Consider the following 22019-nt stretch of genomic DNA (forward strand, 5'->3'; position numbering starts at 1 on the left):
TCATCCGTCTTCATCTGCGTTTATCTGCGTTTATCTGCGGTCAATTATTCTTGAAATCTGATTCTATACAGCTTCATCTTAATTTGGTATTACTCTAACGCCGAGTGGACAAAATCAAGATAAAATTTAGAATACACCAAAATCCTCCTTTATGACTATGCAAACAACAGTTAATTCCGAATCTCACGCAATGGAATCTGCTAAACAAGGTTTACCAGTAACAATTATTACGGGTTTCCTTGGTAGTGGTAAGACGACTTTACTCAACCATATTCTCACAAATCAGCAAGGTGTAAAAACTGCTGTGTTAGTGAATGAATTTGGCGAAATTGGTATTGATAATGAATTGGTTGTTTCCACTGATGAAAACATGGTGGAATTAAGTAATGGCTGTATTTGTTGCACAATTAATAATGACTTGGTTGATGCTGTTTACAAAGTTTTGGAAAGGGAACAAAAGCTAGATTATCTAGTTGTAGAAACCACTGGTTTAGCAGATCCTTTACCCGTAGCTATGACATTTCTGGGTTCAGAATTGCGAGATCTAACTCGGTTAGATTCTATTATTACTGTAGTTGATGCGGCAAATTATAGCTTAGATTTATTCAATTCTGAAGCGGCTTTGAGTCAAATTACTTATGGTGATGTCATTATTCTCAATAAAACTGATTTAGTTGATGAAACCACTTTGCAGGAATTGGAGAAAAAAATCAACAATATTAAGGAAGGTTCCAGAATTATTCGCACGACAAAATCCCAAGTTCCCCTTCCCTTAATTCTTAGTGTTGGTTTGTTTGAATCTGATAAATATTTTGATGACCACGCAGAAGAACATCATGATCATGATGACCATGATCATGCTGATTGTGGACATGAACATCACGATGATCATGATCATTCTACCTGTGGCCATGACCACCATGATCATGAACATCATCATCATTCTGACCACTTAGAAAATGATGGTTTTATCTCTATTTCTTTCCAAAGTGAAAAACCTTTTTCGATTAGAAAGTTTCAACATTTCTTAGATAACCAATTACCCACAAATGTTTTCCGTGCTAAGGGAATTATGTGGTTTGATGAAAGTCCTCAACGTCATATTTTCCATCTATGCGGTAAACGCTTCACTATTGATGATGATCAATGGAAAGGTGAAAAGAAAAATCAGTTAGTGTTAATTGGTCAAAATCTGGATACCGAAACCTTACTTCAGCAGTTAGAAAACTGTATTTGTCTTCCTTCTATTAGTAAAGGTAAAGGATTTGGGAAGTAGTAATTAAATAATATCCATATCTCCGACTTCTTCAAGAAGTCGGGGTTCTTGTTTTTTGTCAATGCTATAATACAGCAGATTTCGCTCTAATGAGGTACAAACTTGAATTATAAAACTCTTGTAGTGCGGGCATCTTGCCCGCTGGATATGTACCTCATAACACCGGAAAGTGCTGTATAAATAATTTTATTGGTAATCCTAAACAACCGACAATCTCTGTTTGTAATTTAATTGATGAAGAATATCAAATTAGCAAGTTTCGAGATCATGAACGGATTATTTCCCAAACTTTTCCTGAATTAGATCTTACTGCAAATCAGATTTTTAAAGCTTATATATAATAAAATCATAATTTATTAATAAATTTTTCCATGACATACTCCCTGAGAACAGATTGCAAACTGTACATACCCGCTTCTCTCTCTATTAAAGATCGTGAATATAGCCTCTCTATTGCTTGTAAAAGTTGGGATATAGAAACATTAGGTAATATATTTTGATTTTGCGCCAAATCCGTCAGATTTATTAATCGCTGGTCAGTGGCCAGACAGTACATAATTTGCCATTCTAGAACCGAGAGGGGATTTAACTGCTGTTCTAGTAAGCTGTTTATATAATTACTGACTAATAATGTATTTTGTTTGAGGAATTTTTCAATATTACCATCAAATAAGTCAATAATAATATTAACAACAATTTTAATTTTCAAGGGATTATGACCATAAGAATGGGATAATTCATACTTGTGTTGATCCGTTCCCAATAGTCGCCTTGATTGTAGCAGAGAAAGAGCTATTTCTGATGAACCAGTCAACCTCAAAGAACGGACTGATAATGACCACCCCTCCAATTCAGTGAGTTGAACAGGTTTGTCTCGACTGGTAAAAATTAAATTGCTTTGATGTTTCGTGTCTGCAATGATCCGGATTAACTGAATATATTTGATATAATCAACATCCAAAACCGTATCTAGATTATCCCAGATAATGAGACATCGGTGTTCATACAGATAATGGATCAGCTGATTGATATCGGGTGTACTTTCCCGACGATGGGAAATAAAGGAAAGCATCTCGGTGATCATACTATCAAAAGATGGGACTGTTGGCACTGAACGCCAAAAAACGTAATCAAACTGATCCTGAATTTGTTTTGTCAGTTGGGTAGCTAAAGTTGTTTTACCAACTCCATCCATACCAAATAATCCTACTAAGTGACAGCCATCTTCCAAAATCCATGATTCTAGTTGTGTCAGTTCTTGGCTGCGGCCATAAAATGCTGAAATATCAATCGCTGTTCCCCAGTCTTGATTTGATATCTTTGTTTGTTCTTTACGTATTTCTGCGTATGAATATAGAGGAGTAGATATTACTTCAGTATTTGAAATACTGATTTTTTGCCAATCTAGACTTAATCTCCGACATAGTTCTTCAAAGGTTGCATAATCAACGGGTTTACCATTCAGGAAGTTGCTAACTGTAGTTAAGCATAATCCTGCATCATCAGCTAAAGCCCTTTGAGTCCGATAGCCTTCTTGTATGATTTTTGACTTAATCTCATTAATATAGTTATGATTAATTCTCAGTGACCTGGGCATAAGTAATTTCAAAATATGAAGATTGAAAATCTAAGAAATCAAGTCCTTATTCGGTATTTTACTAAATTTGCAAAAATTATGGCTTTAATTTTTTCAATATTAATTAGTCATTACAATCTATCTTTAGATAGATGACAAAAGTTCTAATTTAGTAAATTTTGTTATTTTATACAATAATCAAGTATGCGTAATTTAAAACCTTTGTAGGAATGTTCCTAACGGTACGGCTACAGCAGGCTCAGACTATACCAGCACCAACGGAACTCTAACCTTTAACCCTGGTGTTACTAGTCAGGTCATCAATATTCCCATTCTCAATGATTCCCTGAACGAAGCAGATGAGACTTTTACCCTCTCCCTTTCCTCTCCCACCAATGCTAATTTGGGTATAAGCAACACTGTAACAACCAGCTTGCTTGTTTAGGAGACAACGACCGAAATTAAATATGCGCTATCTAGAACATTTGTAGAGACTTGTAGAGACTTGTAGAGACGTTTTATGTAACGTCTCTACATCAAAAAATAATTCCGTTGATTTTTCTATCTAAGGAATATGAACTTGTTGACACTCCCCGGTCTAAAGACGCGGGGATTCTACATTCACAGACTCGCCGTTAGACGACAGGTTTGCACCCTTACGGGTTCGGCAGTCGCTCATGGGGGAAACCCCCAAGACCGCGCTGCCTCACCAATCGCCCAAGAGGGCAAATCTCCTGTAGCGTAGCTGACCGTATCCCTACCGTAGTTAATCCTAATTTTAGGACATTGATACTGGCATTAATATCTCTATCTTCCACAAACCCACAATGATGACAATTATGGGTTCTGGTTGATAGGGATTTTTTCACTTTTTGACCACAATTAGCACAATTCTGGGAAGTATTATGAGGAGGAACAGCAACCGTTATCTTCCCATATTTATGCCCAAAATATTCTAACCATTGCCGAAAAGTTGCCCAGCCAGCATCAGAAATTGATTTAAGTAGGTCGGCGTTAAAAAATCAATCTATGTAACGAAATATAAATTAACGAATACCTTATAAATAGGGTGTTTCACGGTTTTTACAAAACTAAACATATATCGATTTTATTGGGCCGACTTACTTAGCTAAATGTCGGTTTCTTACCATGCCTTTAATATTTAAGTCTTCGTAAGCTACCAAATCGTTAGATTGGATCACGGAATATGCTAATCTCTTGCAATATTCTTTTCGCTGCCTACTTACTCTTAAATGTTTACGGGCATACCTATTTTTAGCTTTTAAATAGTTCTTGGATTGTGTTTGTTTAGCTTTTTTCTTATCTCTGTCAAACTTCTTAGATTTTTTACGATTAGCTCGACTTAACTGTTTTTCTGACTTTCTATAGAATTGTGGGGCAGGTTCTACATTACCTTTTGAATCGGCAATAAAGTATTTCAAGCCCACATCTAAGCCAACTATTTGATTCGTTGGTTGGGATTCAATTCTAATTTTGACATCAATTGCAAATTGAGCATAATATCCATCAGCCCGACGGACTAAACGAACTCGCTTAATTTGTTTGATATCATAAAAATTAAGATCGTAAGTACCTTTTAATTTCAGAGTACCTATACCTTTCTTGTCAGAGAAAGTAATTGCTTTTCTGGTTTCGGATAACTTCCAGCCGGTAACTTTGTACTCAACTGAACGGCAATTCTTTTTGAATTTTGGAAATCCCTTCTTACCCTTAACTTTCTTTTTACAATTGTCGTAAAATCGAGCTATTGTACTCCAAGAACGTTCCGCAGCAGATTGTCTTGCCATTGAATTAAGTTCATCAGCGAAAGGAAATTCAGATGCCAAAATCGCGCAATATTTATTGAGATCATATTTCGTCGCACCTTTATTGTCCATCCAATATCTTAAACATTTATTTTGGATGAACTGAGATGCACGAATAGCCTCATCTATTGCGCGATATTGCCTATCTTTTCCTTTGACTTTGAACTCGTAAATTATCATGGTTTCGACCTAAACACCACAAAATTATGCTAACTCATATATTATAATTTTGTCAACGAGAAAAACTTTCTGTGGAGGAAGACAGCCTCTACCTGGCTTTCATCCCTTGCCTAAAGGACAGTTGAGTTTTTCCGCAGTTCGACAAGTGTTACAGTGAGCTTGCCGAACTGCTCACTGACCACCACGCTCCAAAACTCAACTTCAAGGGTTTTCAGCCTAGTCTCTTATAATCTCACAGAATAGCGCGATCGCCTCACCCTTAATATCAACCCAAAACCGCTAAAATAGTACCAAATCAGAAAAATGGCAAAATCTGGATATGACCACAGCTACACCCGTAAAAACTGAATACGAAGCGATTATTGGCTTAGAAACCCATTGTCAACTCAGTACCAACACCAAAATTTTCTCCAACAGTTCCACAGCTTTTGGTGCTGACCCCAATACTAACATTGACCCAATATGTATGGGTTTACCAGGAGTTTTACCCGTACTGAACGCCAAAGTTCTCGAATACGCCGTGAAAACAGGTTTGGCGCTAAATTGTCAAATCGCTCGGTATAGTAAATTTGACCGCAAACAATATTTTTATCCTGATTTACCCAAAAATTACCAAATTTCTCAATATGATTTACCCATAGCCGAACATGGTTGGATAGAAATTGAATTGGTTGATGATGCGGGAAACCCCACCCGCAAACGCATTGGTATTACTCGCTTACACATGGAAGAGGACGCGGGGAAACTCGTCCACGCAGGTAGTGATAGGCTTTCCGGTTCTACCTATTCTCTCGTAGATTATAACCGCGCTGGTATTCCCTTGGTGGAAATTGTTTCTGAACCTGATTTGCGAACTGGACAAGAAGCGGCTGAATATGCTCAAGAACTGCGGCGGATTGTGCGCTATCTTGGTGTCAGTGATGGAAATATGCAAGAAGGATCTCTGCGTTGTGATGTGAATATTTCTGTCCGTCCGGTGGGACGAGAGCAATTTGGCACTAAGGTAGAAATCAAGAATATGAACTCCTTTAGTGCGATTCAAAAAGCGATTGATTATGAAATTGAACGCCAAATCGCAGCCATTGAATCAGGAGAAAAGATTGTTCAAGAAACCCGACTGTGGGAAGAAGGTTCACAACGCACCAGCAGTATGCGGATTAAAGAAGGTTCTAGTGATTATCGTTACTTCCCAGAACCAGATTTAGCCCCCATTGAAGTCACCCAAACAGAATTAGATTCATGGTTAAGTCAATTACCCGAATTACCAGCCCGCAAACGCCATCATTATGAAAATGACTTGGGACTTTCGGCTTATGATGCGCGGGTCTTAACTGAGGATAAACCAGTTGCGGACTATTTTGAAAGTGCAATATCTAAAGGTGCAAATCCCAAATCTGCGGCTAATTGGATTACTCAAGATATCGCTGGGTACTTAAATAAGCAAAAACTCACCATCTCTGAAATTAAACTGACTGCTGTTAATCTAGCAGACGTGATTACTCGCATTGAAAATAGTAAAATCAGCAACGCTCAAGCTAAGGAAAAACTCACAGACTTATTAAATGGAGTTTCTCCAGAAGAAGCGTTTGCTGGTCAAGAACTCATTTCAGATCGTACCATTCTTGAACCGATTATTGATGAAATCATGGCTGCTAACGCCCAACAAGTCGAAAAATACCGCAAAGGTAACACCAACCTCAAAGGCTTTTTCGTCGGACAAGTCCTGAAAAAAACCGATAAACGTGCAGAACCCAAACTCACCAATCAATTGTTAGAAGAGAAACTCAATGCCCCAATGTAGGGTGACACCCCTCACCCTTAAAATGGTATAGTGTGATAATAAGACGCAACTTGATTATCATGAGAGCTAGTTTAAATTGGCTCTCTTTCTTTTTAGAGGGAACAGGGAACAGGGAACAACGGACAACGGACAACGGACAACTGACAACTGACAACTGACAACTGACAAAAATAAAAAATAGGGGGTTTGACCCCTTGGTGCTAGAATTATATAATGTGCTAAGTAGATGCACCCTGATGATTTTAGAGAGCTATCCAAGTAGCTCTCTTTATTTGCCCTAACTTGGCGACGACAAATGGTAGCAAAGAAAAAATGGAACTATCTGGAAATATTAATAAATGATAGTTTATGGACTGAGATAGAAAGTATTGCTGCTAATGTTGGCAATAAAAGAATTGCAGAAATGACAAAAGATTTATGTTTAATAGAAGCAGCACTAGCAACAGATAAAATTGTTATATCATTGGATGATAATACTGCGAGAAAATTTTTTAGTGAAGCATCTGTAAAAATAGATGAACTCAAGGATATTGTATGGGTAAATCCAGATAAAGTAGATGAAGAACAACCAATTGAATGGTTGAGAAATGGAGCATTAAAAATAAGCTCAGTAATATTTTTAAGAAACTTTGTAGCTGGATGTTGCTGATATCCTTCTGGATTTTTTCTTTAAGTTCCTCAACCTGAATAATCAATTTGTTATATTTTTCACCGAAGGCAGGATGAATTTTTAATGTCCACCCATTAACATTCATACAAATATGAAATCCTCTGGGAACTCTTCATCAAGATCAACTTCCATCCCTTCCGTAAGCAATGAAGCACGACGATACATATCTTCTGTAAGTGGTTCAATAGTGCTAGGATTTTTCTTAATATCTCTAGCAAGGAAATCTAAAAATGCCTTTACAAAATAGTGCTTTTCCATATTTGGGGACAATATTCTATTCATTCCTAATGTTTCTCCCTTTTTGTGATAAACAACCATGTACTTACTGGAAAGTTTTACCGCAGTACGAGAAGAGTTTGCATTATTGTGAAGCTTTACTTTCATTACTTGAAATGATTTATATATCCATTCTCAATAGTACCAGATTTCTCTAAAAAAATCACTTATAAAAGTGTAGGTTGGGTTAACGCACAGAAACCCAACATCAACCAATAATAATAAATGTGTTGGGTTGCTAAAAATTTTATTTTGGTGCTTTACGCCAACCATTGGCCAACGCTTCTGACTCTTTACAAAACCATTTCTCTCCCTTGGTTGGATCAATTACTGTTGATTCATAATCTTCAGCGCCAGGAACGTGATAAAATTTACTACCAGTGTTTATAGAAATATTACCTTTGATTTTACATCCTGGTTTAGTGAACGATGTGATTGGAGTTGGAGAACGGCTACCTTTAAATTCCGTTGCAAAAATAACACAACCAACAGCAACAGTAATCCCGATAAGTTTTTTCATAAGACTACCTTTTTTTACCTTTTGGTATTTTCTGACAGGTAGAGATGGAACTCCATCAATTGATGCTTTAGTGGCGCGAAGTTTTCCATCTGAGGCTGTTGTTAATTCGTACAGGATTGTATCACCTACTTTTGGACGACGACTTGCCACCTTTATTTCACTGATGTGAAGGAAAATTTCTTTACCTCCATCACTAGGTTGTATAAATCCAAAACCCCTGTTATCTTTCCATTGTGTAATCACACCTTTACGCATAACAGCTTCCAATAAAAACTTTTAACTAAGTTATTTTAAGTCTGTAAGTTGGGTTGACGCAAGGAAACCCAACATCAACCAATAATAATACATAAGTTGGGTTGCATTTCATTTAACCCAACCTACAAAAACTAACCCAAAACGAAATTCACCAACTTACCAGGAACAACAATCACCTTCTTAACTTCCTTTCCTTCCAAATAACGTTGTCCAGCTTCCGACTCACGCGCATATTTTTCCAACTCAGCCTTATCAGATTGCGAAGGAACTTGAATAGCGCCGCGAGTTTTACCCATAATTTGAATTACCAAAGTAATTTCATCAGCTATCAAAGCCGCAGGATCAAAACTTGGCCAAGTTTGAGTATGCACAGAATTTTTATTCCCCAACAATTGCCATAATTCATCACCAATATGGGGGGCAAAAGGTGCTAACATAATCACCAAAGTTAGCATCCCTTCCGCGTAAATTGGGGAATTATGACAATCAGCATCAGTCAAGGCATTACTTAACTTCATTAATTCCGAAATTGCCGTATTGAATTGATATTCATCTACCACATCTTCCGTAATTGCTTGAATTGCAATATGAATGAAGCGACGTAAATCTTTTTCGGCTTTTGTCAGTTGTCCGTTGTCAGTTGTCCGTTGTTTTGGACTTGCAGCATAATCTGTTACCAACCGCCAAACGCGATTTAAAAAGCGGAATTGCCCCTCAACATCAGCCTCATCCCATTCTAAATCTTTTTCAGGAGGTGCTTTAAATAAAATGAACATTCTCGCCGTATCAATGCCATATTTATTAATCACATCTTCCGGGGCAACACCATTGCCTTTTGATTTAGACATGGTAGCATAGAGACGTTGTAAAGGTTCTCCAGTTTGTGGATCTAGAGGATTATTAGCATCAACTAAATTTGAAGGAATCCATTTATCCTTACCACCTTTATTCGGGTTCATGTAAGTTAAACCCTGTACCATTCCCTGAGTTAACAACTTTTGAAATGGTTCATCAAAGTTAAATAAACCTCTATCTCTTAATACTTTGGTGAAGAAACGCGAATACAATAAATGTAAAATTGCGTGTTCAATTCCCCCTACATATTGATCTACGGGCATCCAATCATTTACTTTAGCAGAATCAAAAATCTTTTCTTCATTCTTTGCATCAGAATAACGTAAGAAATACCAAGAAGAATCAATAAAAGTATCCATTGTATCGGTTTCCCGTTTCGCAGGAGTACCGCAAGTTGGACAAGGGACATTTACCCAACTTTCTAATTGTGCTAAAGGTGAACCACCACGACCACTTAATTCAATATCTTCCGGTAATTGTACAGGTAAATCTTTGTCAGGTACAGGCACAATTCCACATTCAGGACAGTGAATAACAGGGATAGGTGCGCCCCAATAACGTTGTCGAGAAATTAACCAATCTCTGAGGCGATATTGTATTCTTAATTTACCAAAGTTTTGTTTTTCGGCAAATTCGATAATAGCTTTTTTCGCATCTACAGAATTCATGCCATTGAAGCCACCAGAATTAACTAAAATTCCCGCTTCTGTGTATGCTGATTTTAAAGTTTTTTCCGCACCAATTTCCGGGACAATGACAACTTTAATCCCTAAATTCTGTTCTTTCGCAAATTTGAAATCCCGGACATCATGGGCTGGTACACCCATTACCGCACCTGTACCATATTCATAGAGAACATAATCTGCAATCCATACGGGTACTTCTTCCCCAGTGAAGGGATTCACGACTTTTCCCCCGGTAGGAATACCCCGTTTTGGTTTATCTTCCGCAGTCCTTTCTAGCTCGCTTTGGTTGCTGACTTCCTTGATAAAGGCTGCTACTGCTGCTTTTTGGTCTGATGTGGTAATAACCTGAGTTAAGGGGTGTTCTGGGGCTAAAACGACGTAACTCACGCCATAAACAGTGTCGGGACGGGTAGTATAAACGCCGATTTTTTCATCTAAGCCGACAATAGGAAATTCTAAATAAGCACCTGTGGATTTTCCTATCCAGTTGGCTTGCATTAATTTAACTCGTTCCGGCCAACCTGTGAGTTTATCTAAGTCATTTAATAATTCTTCGGCGTAGTCGGTAATTTTGAAAAACCATTGACGTAGTAATTTACGTTCTACTATTGCCCCACTGCGCCAAGAACGTCCTTCGTTATCAACTTGTTCGTTTGCTAATACAGTTTGGTCTATGGGGTCCCAATTCACTGCGGCTTCTCTTTGGTAAGCTAAACCGGCTTGTAAAAATTGCAGAAAAATCCATTGTGTCCATTTGTAATAATCGGGGGAACAGGTAGCAAGTTCAGTTTCCCAATCTAAGGATAAACCCAGACGTTGTAATTGTTGCCGCATTTGGGCAATATTTTGATATGTCCATTTGGCAGGGGGTACACCTCTATCAATGGCGGCGTTTTCTGCGGGTAGTCCAAAGGCATCCCAACCCATTGGATGTAATACTCGATACCCTTGCATCCGTTTGAGGCGAGCAATCACGTCTGTAATTGTATAGTTACGGACGTGACCCATGTGCAAGCTACCGGAGGGGTAAGGGAACATGGAAAGCGCGTAGAATTTGGGCTTGTTTGTATCTTGAGGGGTTTTATCTAAGCCAAGTTCTAACCATGTTTTTTGCCATTTTTCCTCAATTGCGGCTGGTTGGTATGATGTTTTTTGGGGGGACTCCACAACTAAAACTCCTAATGCTTTTACCTAATCTCGCTATTGTGGCATAATTGTAGATATCAGACATTAAGAGTGAAAATTAAATAATTAAATCAGCTATATAGCGAACTGCTTGCAGCAGCGCTTCGCTATCGCATCTTTCACCCTAAGAATCACCCAGAAAATAAGATACAGCTAGAAAAATAATAATGGTACAATCAACCCTAAAATTAATTACATCTGATGAATTTATTACTCAATATGGTGACAGCTATCCCTATGAACTTATTGATGGGGAATTAATCGAGATGGAACCCACAGGACCACATGAACAGGTATCATCTTTCATTGGCAGAAAACTGAATGTGGAAATTGATCATTATGATTTACCATACTTTATCCCCCATCGCTGCTTGATCAAACTACTGGGAACAAACACAGCCTTTCGTCCCGATGTGATCATATTAGACCAAACACAACTAATCAATGAGCCATTATGGCAACAAGAACCTGTAATTACATCAGGAAAATCAATTAAACTAATTGCTGAAGTTGTCAGCACAAACTGGCAAAATGATTATGCTCGCAAAGTTGAAGATTATGCCCTATTAGCTATTCCTGAATATTGGATTGTAGATTATTTAGGCATTGGTGGTAGAGAATATATTGGCAAAACCAAGCAGCCAACAATTACAATTTGTACGTTAGTAGAAGACGAATATCAAAAGCGATTGTTTCAAAACAACGATAAACTGGTTTCCTCAATCTTTCCCAATTTACAATTAACAGCAAAACAAGTCTTTACGTCTGCTTGTGCTATAACCTAAATATAGGAACCTAATTAATCAAATGTTTTGGTTTGATTATCTATTTTAAATCTCATAATTAAGTTAGGTAGATAGATAGCGAACTGCTTGCAGCAGTGCTTCGCTATCGCATCCTTCACCCTAAGCATTACCCAGAAAATAAGATACAATGGGCAGAGCGATCGCTATTGTTAATAGTGCAGAAAAATTAGGACGTTGCAGCTAATTAATTGAATTATGTTGCAGCCAAGTTTCTAAATCTGTAACTGAAGTAAAATCTAACAAAGCTTCTCCTAATTCTTCCAGTTTCTCCACAGGTAATTCTTGAACTTTTTGAATTAATAATGAATCAATTTCACCAATTCGGCGATTTAAGAGACGGATAATTAGACGTTGTTCTCCTTCTTGTTTAGCTAGTTCTCTGTCTTGTTGGTAAAGTGGCGCTAATCGCATAATCAACTCCTGATCTTCTGTTTGTGAACTTTGATTGATTTTTAAGTTTTTCTGGAGGTTGTAGAGTAGTTCTAAGGTGATTTTGACGTAAGGTTGATTTAATGGTAACGCAGCTAATTCATCAATAGCTCGTTTTTGGACTGTACCTCTACCTAAAAGTCTTAACCACAGTGTTTCTTGAGTTTGTGGTAATTGATGAATGACGACAATTGCGGCGTGTAATGATTTTGCTAAATAGTATATTCCGGGTAAGGAATCTGGTTTTGTTGTCTCGCTAAATCCTGAGATGATGTTTCTTGAGGCTGTGGGTGTGAGAATCCACAATTTAGGAATCTCAATTTTTGCGCTGGTGGTTTGTTCCCGTTTGGCTGCTCTTCTTAATGCACCTCTGACTTCTAATGATTTTAACAGACAATCACAGATTTCTTCTGTTGATGCTGGATTGCGAAATGGCTCAAAAATAGCCGGTGTTGTGGCTAATTTTCCTAATAATCCTAATAGTTCTACGTTGGTTGTTTGGTTGGGAAATGGTGTGAATAATACGTCTATTTCCCGGATTTCTCCAGCTACTTGACTGGCTGCTTGCACTTCTCCGAATGGTTTGAGTAGTTCTTCTAAATAGTCTTTGGCAAATTGGTCATGTATAAAGCGTGTCATTTTCGTGTTTACTTTAGAGATATCTGAGATGCTGCCAGATCCCCGACTTCTTTAAGAAGTCGGGGATCTATTCTATGCTATTATCTACTTGACTAAATCTAAAGTTTTCTGTACTATGGACGAAGCACTCATCAAGCATCCGAAAATCTAAAAAAATATTTTTTATCGCTCCACTCCGTTACGCTAGGGAAGGGAAAAATCAAGAGCGCAAAGCGCAAGAGGGGAAAAGTATAAAGGGCTACTGAAGAATTCTCCCAACAACGCAGACAACACGAAAACCAAAATTGTCGTCGTGGTTGTCGCGGGTGTTGTCGTTGCGATACGCGGAAAGGCAGTCCTGAGGATAGTTGAACCAAGACCCGCCCCGCAGACTCATGTAATTATTGCTACCATTTGACCACGCACTACCATCAGTAGGAGCATTTATATAATTTCCGTGCCACTCATCTTCGCACCATTCCCATACATTACCACACATATCGTATAAACCGCAAGGGTTAGCAGGAAATTTTCCTACCTCTGTGGTTTTCTCTCGATATTCTCCTTTTGCACCACCACCATAGGTGTAGTTACCATCATAATTTGCCAATTCTGTGGAAATTGTTTCCCCAAAATAAAATGGTGTGGTTGTTCCCCCGCGACAAGCATATTCCCATTCGGCTTCACTAGGTAAGCGATAGGTTTGATTTGTCTTGCGGGAGAGTCTGGCGCAAAATTCTTGAGCATGATTCCACGATACACACTCAACTGGCAGATTATCACCTTTAAAGCTCGATGGATCAGATTCTAAATCAATCTTAATCTTGGGTAAAGCAGCTACAAGTCGCCATTGTTTTTGAGTGACTGGATATTTACCCATAAAGAACGAAGGAACGGTAACTTGATGTTGTGGACTTTCAGAAGAATTTCGGTCTTTCTCATTTTCTGGAGAACCCATAAGAAAAGTCCCTCCAGGAATATGTACCATTTCCAGTAATACACCATTTCCTAAGTCTTGGGTAAAATACTCGGCGCTTTTGGCAATACGTTTAATTTCCGGTGTTTTCACCAAACTAAGCATTGAGCTTTTTAAAGTTATCTGAGCAGTTTCAAACTGAAAAGTCTTTAACTGATAACTAGATTTATTTTTTTCTGCTTCTGCTTCTCGCTGACGTTGCAATCTTTCTGCTTCTTGCTGCAATCTTAGTTGCTCGGCTGCTTCTGCCTCTCGTTGGCGTTGCAATCTTTCTGCTTCCTGCTGCAATCGTAATTGTGATAATGCTTTTGTTTGTTGCTGAAGTTGCAATGCTTCCTCTTCTTGCTGCTTTTGTATCTGAAGCTGTTTTTGATATTTTGCTTCTTTAACAGATGTAATTTCTAACTCAATTGATGCTACATCCTCATCTCTCAACCCTAAAACATCTTGTTGATAATCTTTAAGTATATTTAAAATATGTTCATCTAGAGGATATTTTTGCTCAACAGCTTTAGCAAAGGCTTGTTTGTAACTTTGCAAATTTGCTAACCGTCTACGAAAAGGTTCGAGAAATTCTGTTTCTATTTCTTCGGCTTTTGTATCTGTGATTCCCAGAATTTTCCGTTTTGGCTTTAAGACTAAAAAAGCCAATTCATTTAGTTCACCATTTGGAGCATATTGTTCAACCAATTTGCGATACTCTGCTTCTGGATTTTTGGGAGCATAGGCCAATAAAATATTGTATCCTTCCTTGTCCAGAATGATATCTGGTGTCATGTTAGGCTTCACCGCTTGGACTTTGGCTTTAGCGTAAGTGTGTAGTTCCTGGACATGAATATTGCCATCGTTATCTGTATCTGCTGCACCTGTCTCAATTCCCTCAACTAAATATTGAGTATAGAGGGAAAGTGTTGCCCCTTCTTGTGCAAAGGAAGTTTGAGTTGCACCAGAAGATGTCAGCACAACTCGTCCTTCTGCACCTAATTGCTTTTTGATATCTACTCCAATACTTTTTGTGTGCCAACCATTAGCAAAAGCACCACTATAACAAGCATCTAAAATTAAAACTTGTCGTTTGGAATAACAACTTTTTGATTGTGTTTGAATAAAATTTGCATCTACAGCAGTGGCTTCAAAGTTATCTTTTGCTGTGTTGCGAGTTGCTAAATAGAGATGATCATCATCATTAGTAATTCCATGTCCAGAAAAAAAGAATAATAATAAATCTTCTTTACCTGCATTCTTAAACAGCTTTTGAATTGCTATTCTCATAGCTACTGAATCAGGATTCAGCAGCCGTTCTACCTGTGCAAAATTTCCCAAGTTGGGATTTTGCAAAACTCGTTCCATAGCCTCGACATCATTGAGTGCAGATAATAGGGGTGGGATACCTGCACCATACTCACTGACTCCAATCAGTAGAGCCATTTTTTTAGCCATTGTCACCACCCATTGCGGCTAATAGGTCTTTGGCTATTTTTTCGCTTTCTAGCAGTTCTTGGCGGCTTTTGGCTTTGATACTGACTTCTTTATCACCGACTTTGACAGTCAGTTCGATGGGTTTGTCTCCCAAGCGATCGCCCAAAAAGGCTAAAAATGTTTTAATATTTTTCATACTGACTTGTGCTGTCAGCACTCCGATCAAAGTTGCAAAACCTGGCTTACTTCCTGCTTCTGGGTTAAGATCTTCAGCACGGTCTGCTTTTTCCACTTCGTCGGAATCTCGTAATTCCCGCAGCAACTTACTTGCTATTTTTAGCCGTCTGTCATCATCTAATTCTGGGTCATTAACAGCAAAAGTAAATTGAATTGTGTAATCATCTGTCATATTCACCACCACACTCCGATTATTTCCCTAGTAATATAGCATACGGTAAAACTCTCCACTGTCTTGTCAAAAAAAGCCGAGAATTTTTTTGTTCCCTATTTTCTTACTACTCACATTCCGCACTTCATTTTCTAGTACAGACATAAGTGTAATAAGTAACAGAAATAGCTTAAATATAAAGTTGCGTAAGAGGATGTTTGAAAAGTGGTATTCCGTAATTTTCATCACATTGCTACCCCCCTTTCCCCTTGTAAAGGGGGGAAACAATAAAAATCCAGTTCCCTCCCCTTTACAAGGGGAGGGTTAGGGTGGGGTAAAAAATATTTGATACATCAACCATAACTTTTCAAACACCCTCTAAGGTATTGACAATAAATTCAGAAGAGAAAATGAGAAAATGAGTCTGAATGAAATCAAAATACCAAAAAATATAAATAACAAAGAAGAAGAATTTGAGTTTCTTCTTTGTGGATAATGACTTTTATTTTCATAGTTTGAATTTCAAGTTTTTCAGTAGGGGATGATTTTAAATCCTTATATCTTAATAATACGGTTGAGAGCCTGTGGTTGGTACTTTCGTAAAACCTATCTTGAAAAGCAATTGTTCTAGGTCAGGAAACTGAATATCTCTCATCATATTAATGTCAGTCATCTATCTTAGGGTTAATTTAAAATATCTAACTCAGGATTAATTAAATTACTTTTATTAAAGCATAATCTGTTTATAGCAGGTTAATTCCAACTATTTTATTTTGGAGATATAAGATTATGTTGCAAGCAAATTTGACGACTTCCCAGACAAAAAAAGATACTTCTTTAAACGCTTTTGATGAAAATTGTTTATCGGAATTAAGTTCCGAACAAGCTTCTAATATTGCTGGAGGATTTACACTTAAAAATAATACAGAAGCACCGAGGATTTTTTATAATTTTGGGGAGAAGTCACCCCTACAACAACAAACTTTAAAACCGGGAGAAAGCGGCACTTATCCAGGAGAGTTTCTTTTGTATAATTCTTCAGCAGGAAGTTCCGGAATTAGCCCCGCAGTATTCAAAGCAGATCCTTCCGGTACATTCAGTTTAAATCAATCAGGAACTAAGATAATTCCTACTGATCTTAGCTCTTCTAATGGAGGTGGGAATGGTGGAAATGGGGATTGCTAAAAAAGCGATGAAAAGCTAAGAGTCGGTAAATAGATTTTAAATAGAAAGCCTCTATAATTCCATAGAGGTTTTATTTATAGTTATGGAAATTGCCAATTATTTACACCACTTCACAAGCATGAACTAAAGGTAATAAAGGGCCAATTTGTTCCTGTCCATTGACAGCCAAATCACTGTGACACAAATACAATTTATCAGACACCCGCGCCAGCAAATCAGCGACAATTCTTTGTAATCTTTCTTCTTCCGCTAATTCTTCATCTGCTGCTGTCCAAGGTTGTCCTAACCTATCCTGTAAAAATAAAGTAGCACCAAATAAAGTCGCCGCACCACCTTTAGCCCATAGCGGTGAACCAATATCTAACCAAAAATGCCAACGGTGATTTTTGCGACTCGCTCGGTATTGAAATATAGTTGCTAAAGTTACAGCTTTTCTACTGCTACCAATGGGACGGATAGGATAGGGATTTGCAGTAATTGTCCCCCGTCGCAGCAGTTGAATAAATATGGCTATCGCCACGCTATCACTATCAATAATGGTAATACTGAGAGTTTCTGGTGTATGCAGCGAAAGAAATAGAGGATCGGTTTGTTTTAAGCGGGTGTCTATTTCCCAATAATGTTGGGCTGTTTCTAATAATTCTCTTAATACTGCTAATTCTTGATATGAGGGGTTTTTATCATTACACACAAAGTCTTGAATAGCTTGGTATAAGAAAAAAATAGGTGTGAGGAGAAGGCGCTGGTGATATTGCTCCCGTTGTGCTTGAATCCATTGTAATATTTTTTCATAGGACTGAGTAGCAATATAGCCAATTCTATCCCAACGTTCAAAGGTTTTCACGGGTAACAAATTGGGTGTGTCGGGGTGGGGAACGAAACAAGCATCTGCTATTAACCCCGCTCGCACCGGATCTATTTTAGAATGATGGAATCCTTTTTCCTCTCCATTTTGGGTTTGATATTGACTCAAAACCACCAACATTTCCGCCACTGCATCCCTATCTACTAACCGTCCTAAACCGGGGTAAACTAGAGCCATGAGGGTAAGTAATGCTCTGACTACCGAGGAACTGATTAAAGGGCGTTGTTCGTTGAGAGATGCAACTTCGATATTTTGTTTAGTTAATATTTCTACCAGGCTATAACGAGCGATCGCATCTAAACCCGGTGCAATAATTGCTACCTCATCTGCCGCTACTTCCCCGGATTTAACCCCATCAATAATCATCTCGGCTGTTTGGCGTAATAGCTGGGCGCGGGAAGTGGTTTGAATCGGCTGGACAAAACTGGGTAAACGTAACATTGTCATCGGCTGTGTTACCAATTCTACCATTTGACTGGTGAGAGAATAACCCAAACTATTCTTAGGTGGGTTAGTTAAATTTTCTACTTGACAACGGGCAGATAATCTGGATAAATACTCAGGATCTGCACCTAAACCCCAGCGTACCTTCCCATGAGGATTATAGCTAAACGCACCCACAGCCCCAGCATCTAATAAAAATTCAAATAAGTTGCCAGCGATCGCCGGATAATCATCTACATCATCTGCTATGATGCCCTGATAGCGTTGTTTTAGATGTTCCTGATAGCTACTATTAGTTAATAATTTTTGGTGATACAGTTCAGTAATTAGCGCATAAGTCAATAACCCCCGTTCTAAACACCAATTCCGCCAATTTAGTAGTAAAGAACCCAAAAACTGTGGTTCTAAATTGATAGAACTATCTTCTAAACCACTGTGCAATATTTTAGGAATGTCTTCACAGGGTACACCGCTATAAGCTGCTAATTGCCATAAATCCAGGATACGTCTGACCAAACGATTTTCATTCATCCCTACACGCCGCAAAACCTCTGAATCTAACTGACAACTCCAGAGTTTTGTCGCCAATTCTTGTTCCGTTTCTGGGCGTAATCTGACGGGAAATTGAGCTTTAATTGACAACGAATCAATTAGTAACGGCCAAAATAAAATCACCTCATCTTGGAAAAAACCCAAAGCTGTTTTAACGCGAATAGGATATTTTCCTAATGTTAAAGTGGTAACTCTATCAGCTAATTCCCTGCGGTTATCATCATTAGCAGCTAACAATAAAATACCTAGTTCTTTTTGGTGTAAATTCACCTTTGAATCTATAGGTTGAGGTTGGGAATTGTGAATATTTTTATTATAAAATAAATCAGGTACTTGACTATCAATTTGCAACCAAGCACTAAACTGGTTTACCAAGCGAGTAGTTTTACCACTACGACTAGTACCAAAAATCCAAAGGGAATCAGAAAGCATGGTTTTTGCGTTAACTTAAGTTTAAGAATTTAGTGAATAATGCCAAATAATTGTCTTGATGAAAAATACCGTGTTTAGCCAAAAAATATACCCCTTTTTACTAGCTGCTTACAGATGGTATCTACTGACACCAGAACGTTCTTTAGATACAGCTTATCAAGCGGCTATACAAATTAAGGAAATTGAAGATAAACACTTCAATGGTAACAAAATAGACTCCGAATTTACCATGCACAGCACCAGCGTCATGGATTATTTTCAAGGAGATTTGCAAAAGTTATTAAAAACTGTACAAATGCGGCTGACGGAATTCAAAGCCAGTCGGTGGTTTGCGAATGAATCCAAACAAAAAGCTGCTATGAAAGTGGGGATAGAATATTCTAGCCCAGCATCAATTTTAGAGAAACTAGAATTCATTGATCAAATTACATCTAAATACACTAATAATGATATAGATACAAATTATAGAAATTCCCATCCTCAACCTGTTGAACCTTCCACAGATTTAGTTAATTCTCCACAATTTATCCCTAAAACATCAAATAAATCCCCCAAAAATATAACGAAAGGAAAAACTAATACTACAGGTATTTTACCCCGCTCAATTTTAAGCACAATTACGCGGCTACAAGTAGAATTAGATCCAGAATCTGAACAAAATGTAGTTAAGAATTTTCGTAAAGCCCAACAAAGAAGTATTATCTCAATTCGGTTTATACTGCTACTTATTATCGTTCCTCTTCTGACTCATCAATTATCCAAAGCTTTAATTGTTGGTCCATTGGTAGAACATTTCCGAAATGAGAAAACAGTAGAAGTTTTCTTAAATGGAGAAATGGAAGAAGAAGGATTATTAGCATTACAAAGGTTTGAAGAAAGAATCAAATTTGAAGCCTTAATTAGTAATGCACCTGCGCTTGGGGCTGAAGAATTAGAAACAAAAATGAAGGAAAAAGCAGAGGAAGTAAAAAAGGAATTTCGCAAACAAAGTGATAATGCCATTAAAAATGTATTTGCTGATATTTTCGCGGTAATTACTTTCACTATCTTATTACTTGTTAGCAAATCTGATATCGCTGTATTAAAAGATTTCTTCGATAATGTAGTCTATGGTTTAAGCGATAGTGCTAAAGCATTTATTATCATTTTATTTACCGATGTTTTTGTCGGCTTTCACTCTCCTCACGGTTGGGAAGTTCTCTTAGAAGGAATATCACGGCATTGGGGATTACCAGCCAATCGAGATTTTATTTTCTTATTTATTGCCACATTTCCCGTAATTTTAGATACGATTTTTAAATATTGGATTTTCCGCTATTTAAATCGGATTTCACCTTCTGCCGTTGCTACCTACCATAACATGAATGAATAACCAGCATTTTGCTAACATTACTATTAGCTTACCTGTATTTATGGCCAGTTTGATTCTGGGCATACAGCCACTCCCCAATCAAGAACTTAGTCCCCCAGAATGTCGGTTAGGAAAATGGAATTTACCAGCGTTAGTAAATCCAATAAAAAAGAAATTACCTGTACTGATTCCCAGAGTCCCAGTTACCTGTTGTCAAGAGGATATTTCTTGTTTAGATCAGGCAATTTATAATGATAAAAAATCCCTGTTAAAATCTATAGATTACAGTCTTCAATATTTACAAACAGAACAGGCAATTACGGCTTATCAAAAATCAGAAATTACCAGAGAAAGAGTTTATAATAGTTTGCAAAGATTTCGGCAATTATTGATTTCCACAAAATCGCCTCAAGCACTCCAAGCAGCTATCGAAAAAGAGTTTGTTTTTTATCAATCTGTAGGCAGAGATAATAAAGGAACAGTTTTATTTACCGCTTATTATGAACCTTTATATTTAGCCAGTCGTCAACCAACAAAAGAGTTTCGCTATCCAGCTTATCGTTCTCCTGCTGACTTAGAATCTTGGGCTAAACCTCATCCTAGCAGATCACAATTAGAAGGTGTAGATGGTTTACAAGGTAGCAAAGGGAAATTAAAAGGATTAGAGTTATTTTGGTTTAAAGATCGTCTTGAACCTTATATGATTCAAATTCAAGGTTCAGCCAAACTCAAATTAACAGATGGAACTCAGACAACTATCGGTTATGCAAGTAATACAGCTTATAATTATCGAAGTTTAGGCAGATCATTAGTTGATGATGGTAAATTTCCCTTAGAAGGGTTAAATATGCCCATTATCCTCGACTATTTCCGCAAACATCCCCAGGATTTAAATATTTATATTCCTCGTGATCAAAGTTTTGTATTTTTCCAGGAAACCTACGGAAAACCAGCCCAAGGTTCTATTAGTGTACCACTAACTCCAGAACGTTCTATTGCTACAGATAAATCTCTCATGCCTCCCGGTGCTTTAGCATTAATTCGCGCTCCTTTTCCCTATATTAATAAGAGTAATAAAATCGAAAATCGGCTGGTGAGTCGTTACGTTTTAGATCAGGATACAGGTGGTGCAATTAAAGGTGCTGGGAGGGTAGATTACTTTCTAGGAACAGGTGAAGCCGCAGGAGAAAGGGCTGGGGTAACAGTCAGTAATGGACAATTATTTTATCTGTTACTAAAACCCTAATTTCCAACTCTTACTCTCTGTGCCTCTGCGCCTCTGCGTGCAGTAAAATCATTCTTTTAATGATTAATCAATCAAGATGATCCTCAAAATCTACTTTTTATATTGCCTGTAGATTGCGAAAGCTCGGTTATTGCTCAAGAAATACCATTGGATATTTTACTTGAAGCTATAAAAGCTGCTGTTGAAAGGCTTGGTCATAGAT

15 protein-coding genes and 4 pseudogenes are annotated in these 22019 nt (G+C 37.7%); 9 read left to right on the forward strand and 10 right to left on the reverse strand.

The window, feature by feature from the left end; translation table 11 throughout:
* Positions 1-157: 157 nt before the first annotated feature.
* On the forward strand, positions 158-1276 hold the full coding sequence (locus BMF77_RS18790) for a GTP-binding protein (RefSeq protein WP_148764929.1): 1119 nt from the start codon (positions 158-160) through the stop codon (positions 1274-1276).
* Between the two features lie 182 nt (positions 1277-1458).
* Positions 1459-1617 (forward strand): annotated as a pseudogene (locus BMF77_RS28090) (Uma2 family endonuclease); the annotation flags it as partial.
* A 5-nt stretch (positions 1618-1622) separates the two neighbouring features.
* Here the strand turns inward: BMF77_RS28090 and BMF77_RS18800 are convergent.
* Positions 1623-2873 carry an NB-ARC domain-containing protein gene (locus tag BMF77_RS18800; protein ID WP_148764931.1) on the reverse strand — a complete coding sequence of 417 codons (1251 nt, stop codon included), beginning with the start codon at positions 2871-2873 and terminating at the stop codon, positions 1623-1625.
* Between the two features lie 229 nt (positions 2874-3102).
* Between BMF77_RS18800 and BMF77_RS29060 the strand changes: the two are divergent.
* A pseudogene (locus BMF77_RS29060) lies at positions 3103-3297 on the forward strand (Calx-beta domain-containing protein); the annotation flags it as partial.
* A 153-nt stretch (positions 3298-3450) separates the two neighbouring features.
* On the opposite strand, the pseudogene BMF77_RS18810 reads toward BMF77_RS29060, so the two are convergent.
* A pseudogene (locus BMF77_RS18810) lies at positions 3451-3853 on the reverse strand (RNA-guided endonuclease InsQ/TnpB family protein); the annotation flags it as partial.
* Positions 3854-3979: 126 nt separating this feature from the next.
* Positions 3980-4858: pseudogene (locus BMF77_RS18815) on the reverse strand (RNA-guided endonuclease InsQ/TnpB family protein); the annotation flags it as partial.
* A gap of 319 nt (positions 4859-5177) precedes the next feature.
* On the opposite strand from BMF77_RS18815, the gene gatB reads away from it, so the two are divergent.
* Together gatB and BMF77_RS18825 are read left to right on the forward strand one after the other, a co-directional pair.
* Complete coding sequence (gatB, locus tag BMF77_RS18820; protein WP_148764933.1) at positions 5178-6659, forward strand: Asp-tRNA(Asn)/Glu-tRNA(Gln) amidotransferase subunit GatB; 1482 nt, start codon at positions 5178-5180, stop codon at positions 6657-6659.
* Positions 6660-6954: 295 nt separating this feature from the next.
* Positions 6955-7308 carry a hypothetical protein gene (locus BMF77_RS18825; protein ID WP_210422229.1) on the forward strand — a complete coding sequence of 118 codons (354 nt, stop codon included), beginning with the start codon at positions 6955-6957 and terminating at the stop codon, positions 7306-7308.
* Between the two features lie 102 nt (positions 7309-7410).
* On the opposite strand, the gene BMF77_RS18835 is transcribed toward BMF77_RS18825, so the two are convergent.
* The 3 genes from BMF77_RS18835 to leuS form a co-directional block, all read right to left on the reverse strand.
* Positions 7411-7713 (reverse strand): type II toxin-antitoxin system PrlF family antitoxin, encoded by a 303-nt coding sequence (locus BMF77_RS18835; RefSeq protein ID WP_148764935.1) that lies wholly within the window; start codon positions 7711-7713, stop codon positions 7411-7413.
* A 139-nt stretch (positions 7714-7852) separates the two neighbouring features.
* Positions 7853-8380: a cold shock domain-containing protein gene (locus BMF77_RS28095; RefSeq protein ID WP_233466971.1), complete on the reverse strand. Its 528-nt coding sequence runs from the start codon at positions 8378-8380 to the stop codon at positions 7853-7855.
* Between the two features lie 131 nt (positions 8381-8511).
* A complete protein-coding gene (gene leuS, locus BMF77_RS18845) occupies positions 8512-11088 on the reverse strand; it encodes a leucine--tRNA ligase (protein WP_148764939.1) in 2577 nt (858 codons plus the stop codon).
* 185 nt (positions 11089-11273) lie between these two features.
* Between leuS and BMF77_RS18850 the strand changes: the two genes are divergently transcribed.
* Positions 11274-11891 (forward strand): Uma2 family endonuclease, encoded by a 618-nt coding sequence (locus tag BMF77_RS18850; protein WP_148764941.1) that lies wholly within the window; start codon positions 11274-11276, stop codon positions 11889-11891.
* A 201-nt stretch (positions 11892-12092) separates the two neighbouring features.
* Here BMF77_RS18850 and BMF77_RS18855 read toward each other — a convergent pair whose 3' ends face one another.
* The 3 genes from BMF77_RS18855 to BMF77_RS18865 all read right to left on the reverse strand — a co-directional run bounded on the left by BMF77_RS18855 (position 12093) and on the right by BMF77_RS18865 (position 15763).
* Entirely contained in the window at positions 12093-12980 is an 888-nt protein-coding gene (locus BMF77_RS18855) for a DUF4351 domain-containing protein (RefSeq protein ID WP_148764943.1), read from the reverse strand.
* A 238-nt stretch (positions 12981-13218) separates the two neighbouring features.
* Positions 13219-15375: an SUMF1/EgtB/PvdO family nonheme iron enzyme gene (locus BMF77_RS18860; protein ID WP_148764945.1), complete on the reverse strand. Its 2157-nt coding sequence runs from the start codon at positions 15373-15375 to the stop codon at positions 13219-13221.
* The gene (locus BMF77_RS18865) at positions 15368-15763 is read right to left on the reverse strand and encodes a hypothetical protein (protein ID WP_015080005.1); all 396 of its coding nucleotides are present in this window, start codon (positions 15761-15763) and stop codon (positions 15368-15370) included. The genes BMF77_RS18860 and BMF77_RS18865 overlap by 8 nt, the downstream gene beginning before the upstream one ends.
* Positions 15764-16531: 768 nt before the next feature.
* Between BMF77_RS18865 and BMF77_RS18875 the strand changes: the two genes are divergently transcribed.
* Entirely contained in the window at positions 16532-16927 is a 396-nt protein-coding gene (locus tag BMF77_RS18875) for a hypothetical protein (RefSeq protein ID WP_148764947.1), read from the forward strand.
* Positions 16928-17027: 100 nt separating this feature from the next.
* Here the strand turns inward: BMF77_RS18875 and BMF77_RS18880 are convergent, their stop codons facing one another.
* Positions 17028-19220 carry a recombinase family protein gene (locus tag BMF77_RS18880; RefSeq protein WP_148764949.1) on the reverse strand — a complete coding sequence of 731 codons (2193 nt, stop codon included), beginning with the start codon at positions 19218-19220 and terminating at the stop codon, positions 17028-17030.
* Positions 19221-19278: 58 nt separating this feature from the next.
* On the opposite strand from BMF77_RS18880, the gene BMF77_RS18885 reads away from it, so the two are divergent.
* Both BMF77_RS18885 and BMF77_RS18890 read left to right on the forward strand, forming a co-directional pair.
* Positions 19279-20592, forward strand: coding sequence for a proton extrusion protein PcxA (locus BMF77_RS18885; protein ID WP_148764951.1), 1314 nt, complete (start codon positions 19279-19281; stop codon positions 20590-20592).
* Positions 20585-21817 carry a murein transglycosylase A gene (locus BMF77_RS18890; RefSeq protein WP_148764953.1) on the forward strand — a complete coding sequence of 411 codons (1233 nt, stop codon included), beginning with the start codon at positions 20585-20587 and terminating at the stop codon, positions 21815-21817. The genes BMF77_RS18885 and BMF77_RS18890 overlap by 8 nt, the downstream gene beginning before the upstream one ends.
* Positions 21818-22019 lie beyond the last annotated feature (202 nt).

This window comes from Dolichospermum sp. UHCC 0315A, from assembly GCF_008121535.1.
In the GTDB taxonomy this organism is placed as follows: domain Bacteria; phylum Cyanobacteriota; class Cyanobacteriia; order Cyanobacteriales; family Nostocaceae; genus Dolichospermum; species Dolichospermum lemmermannii.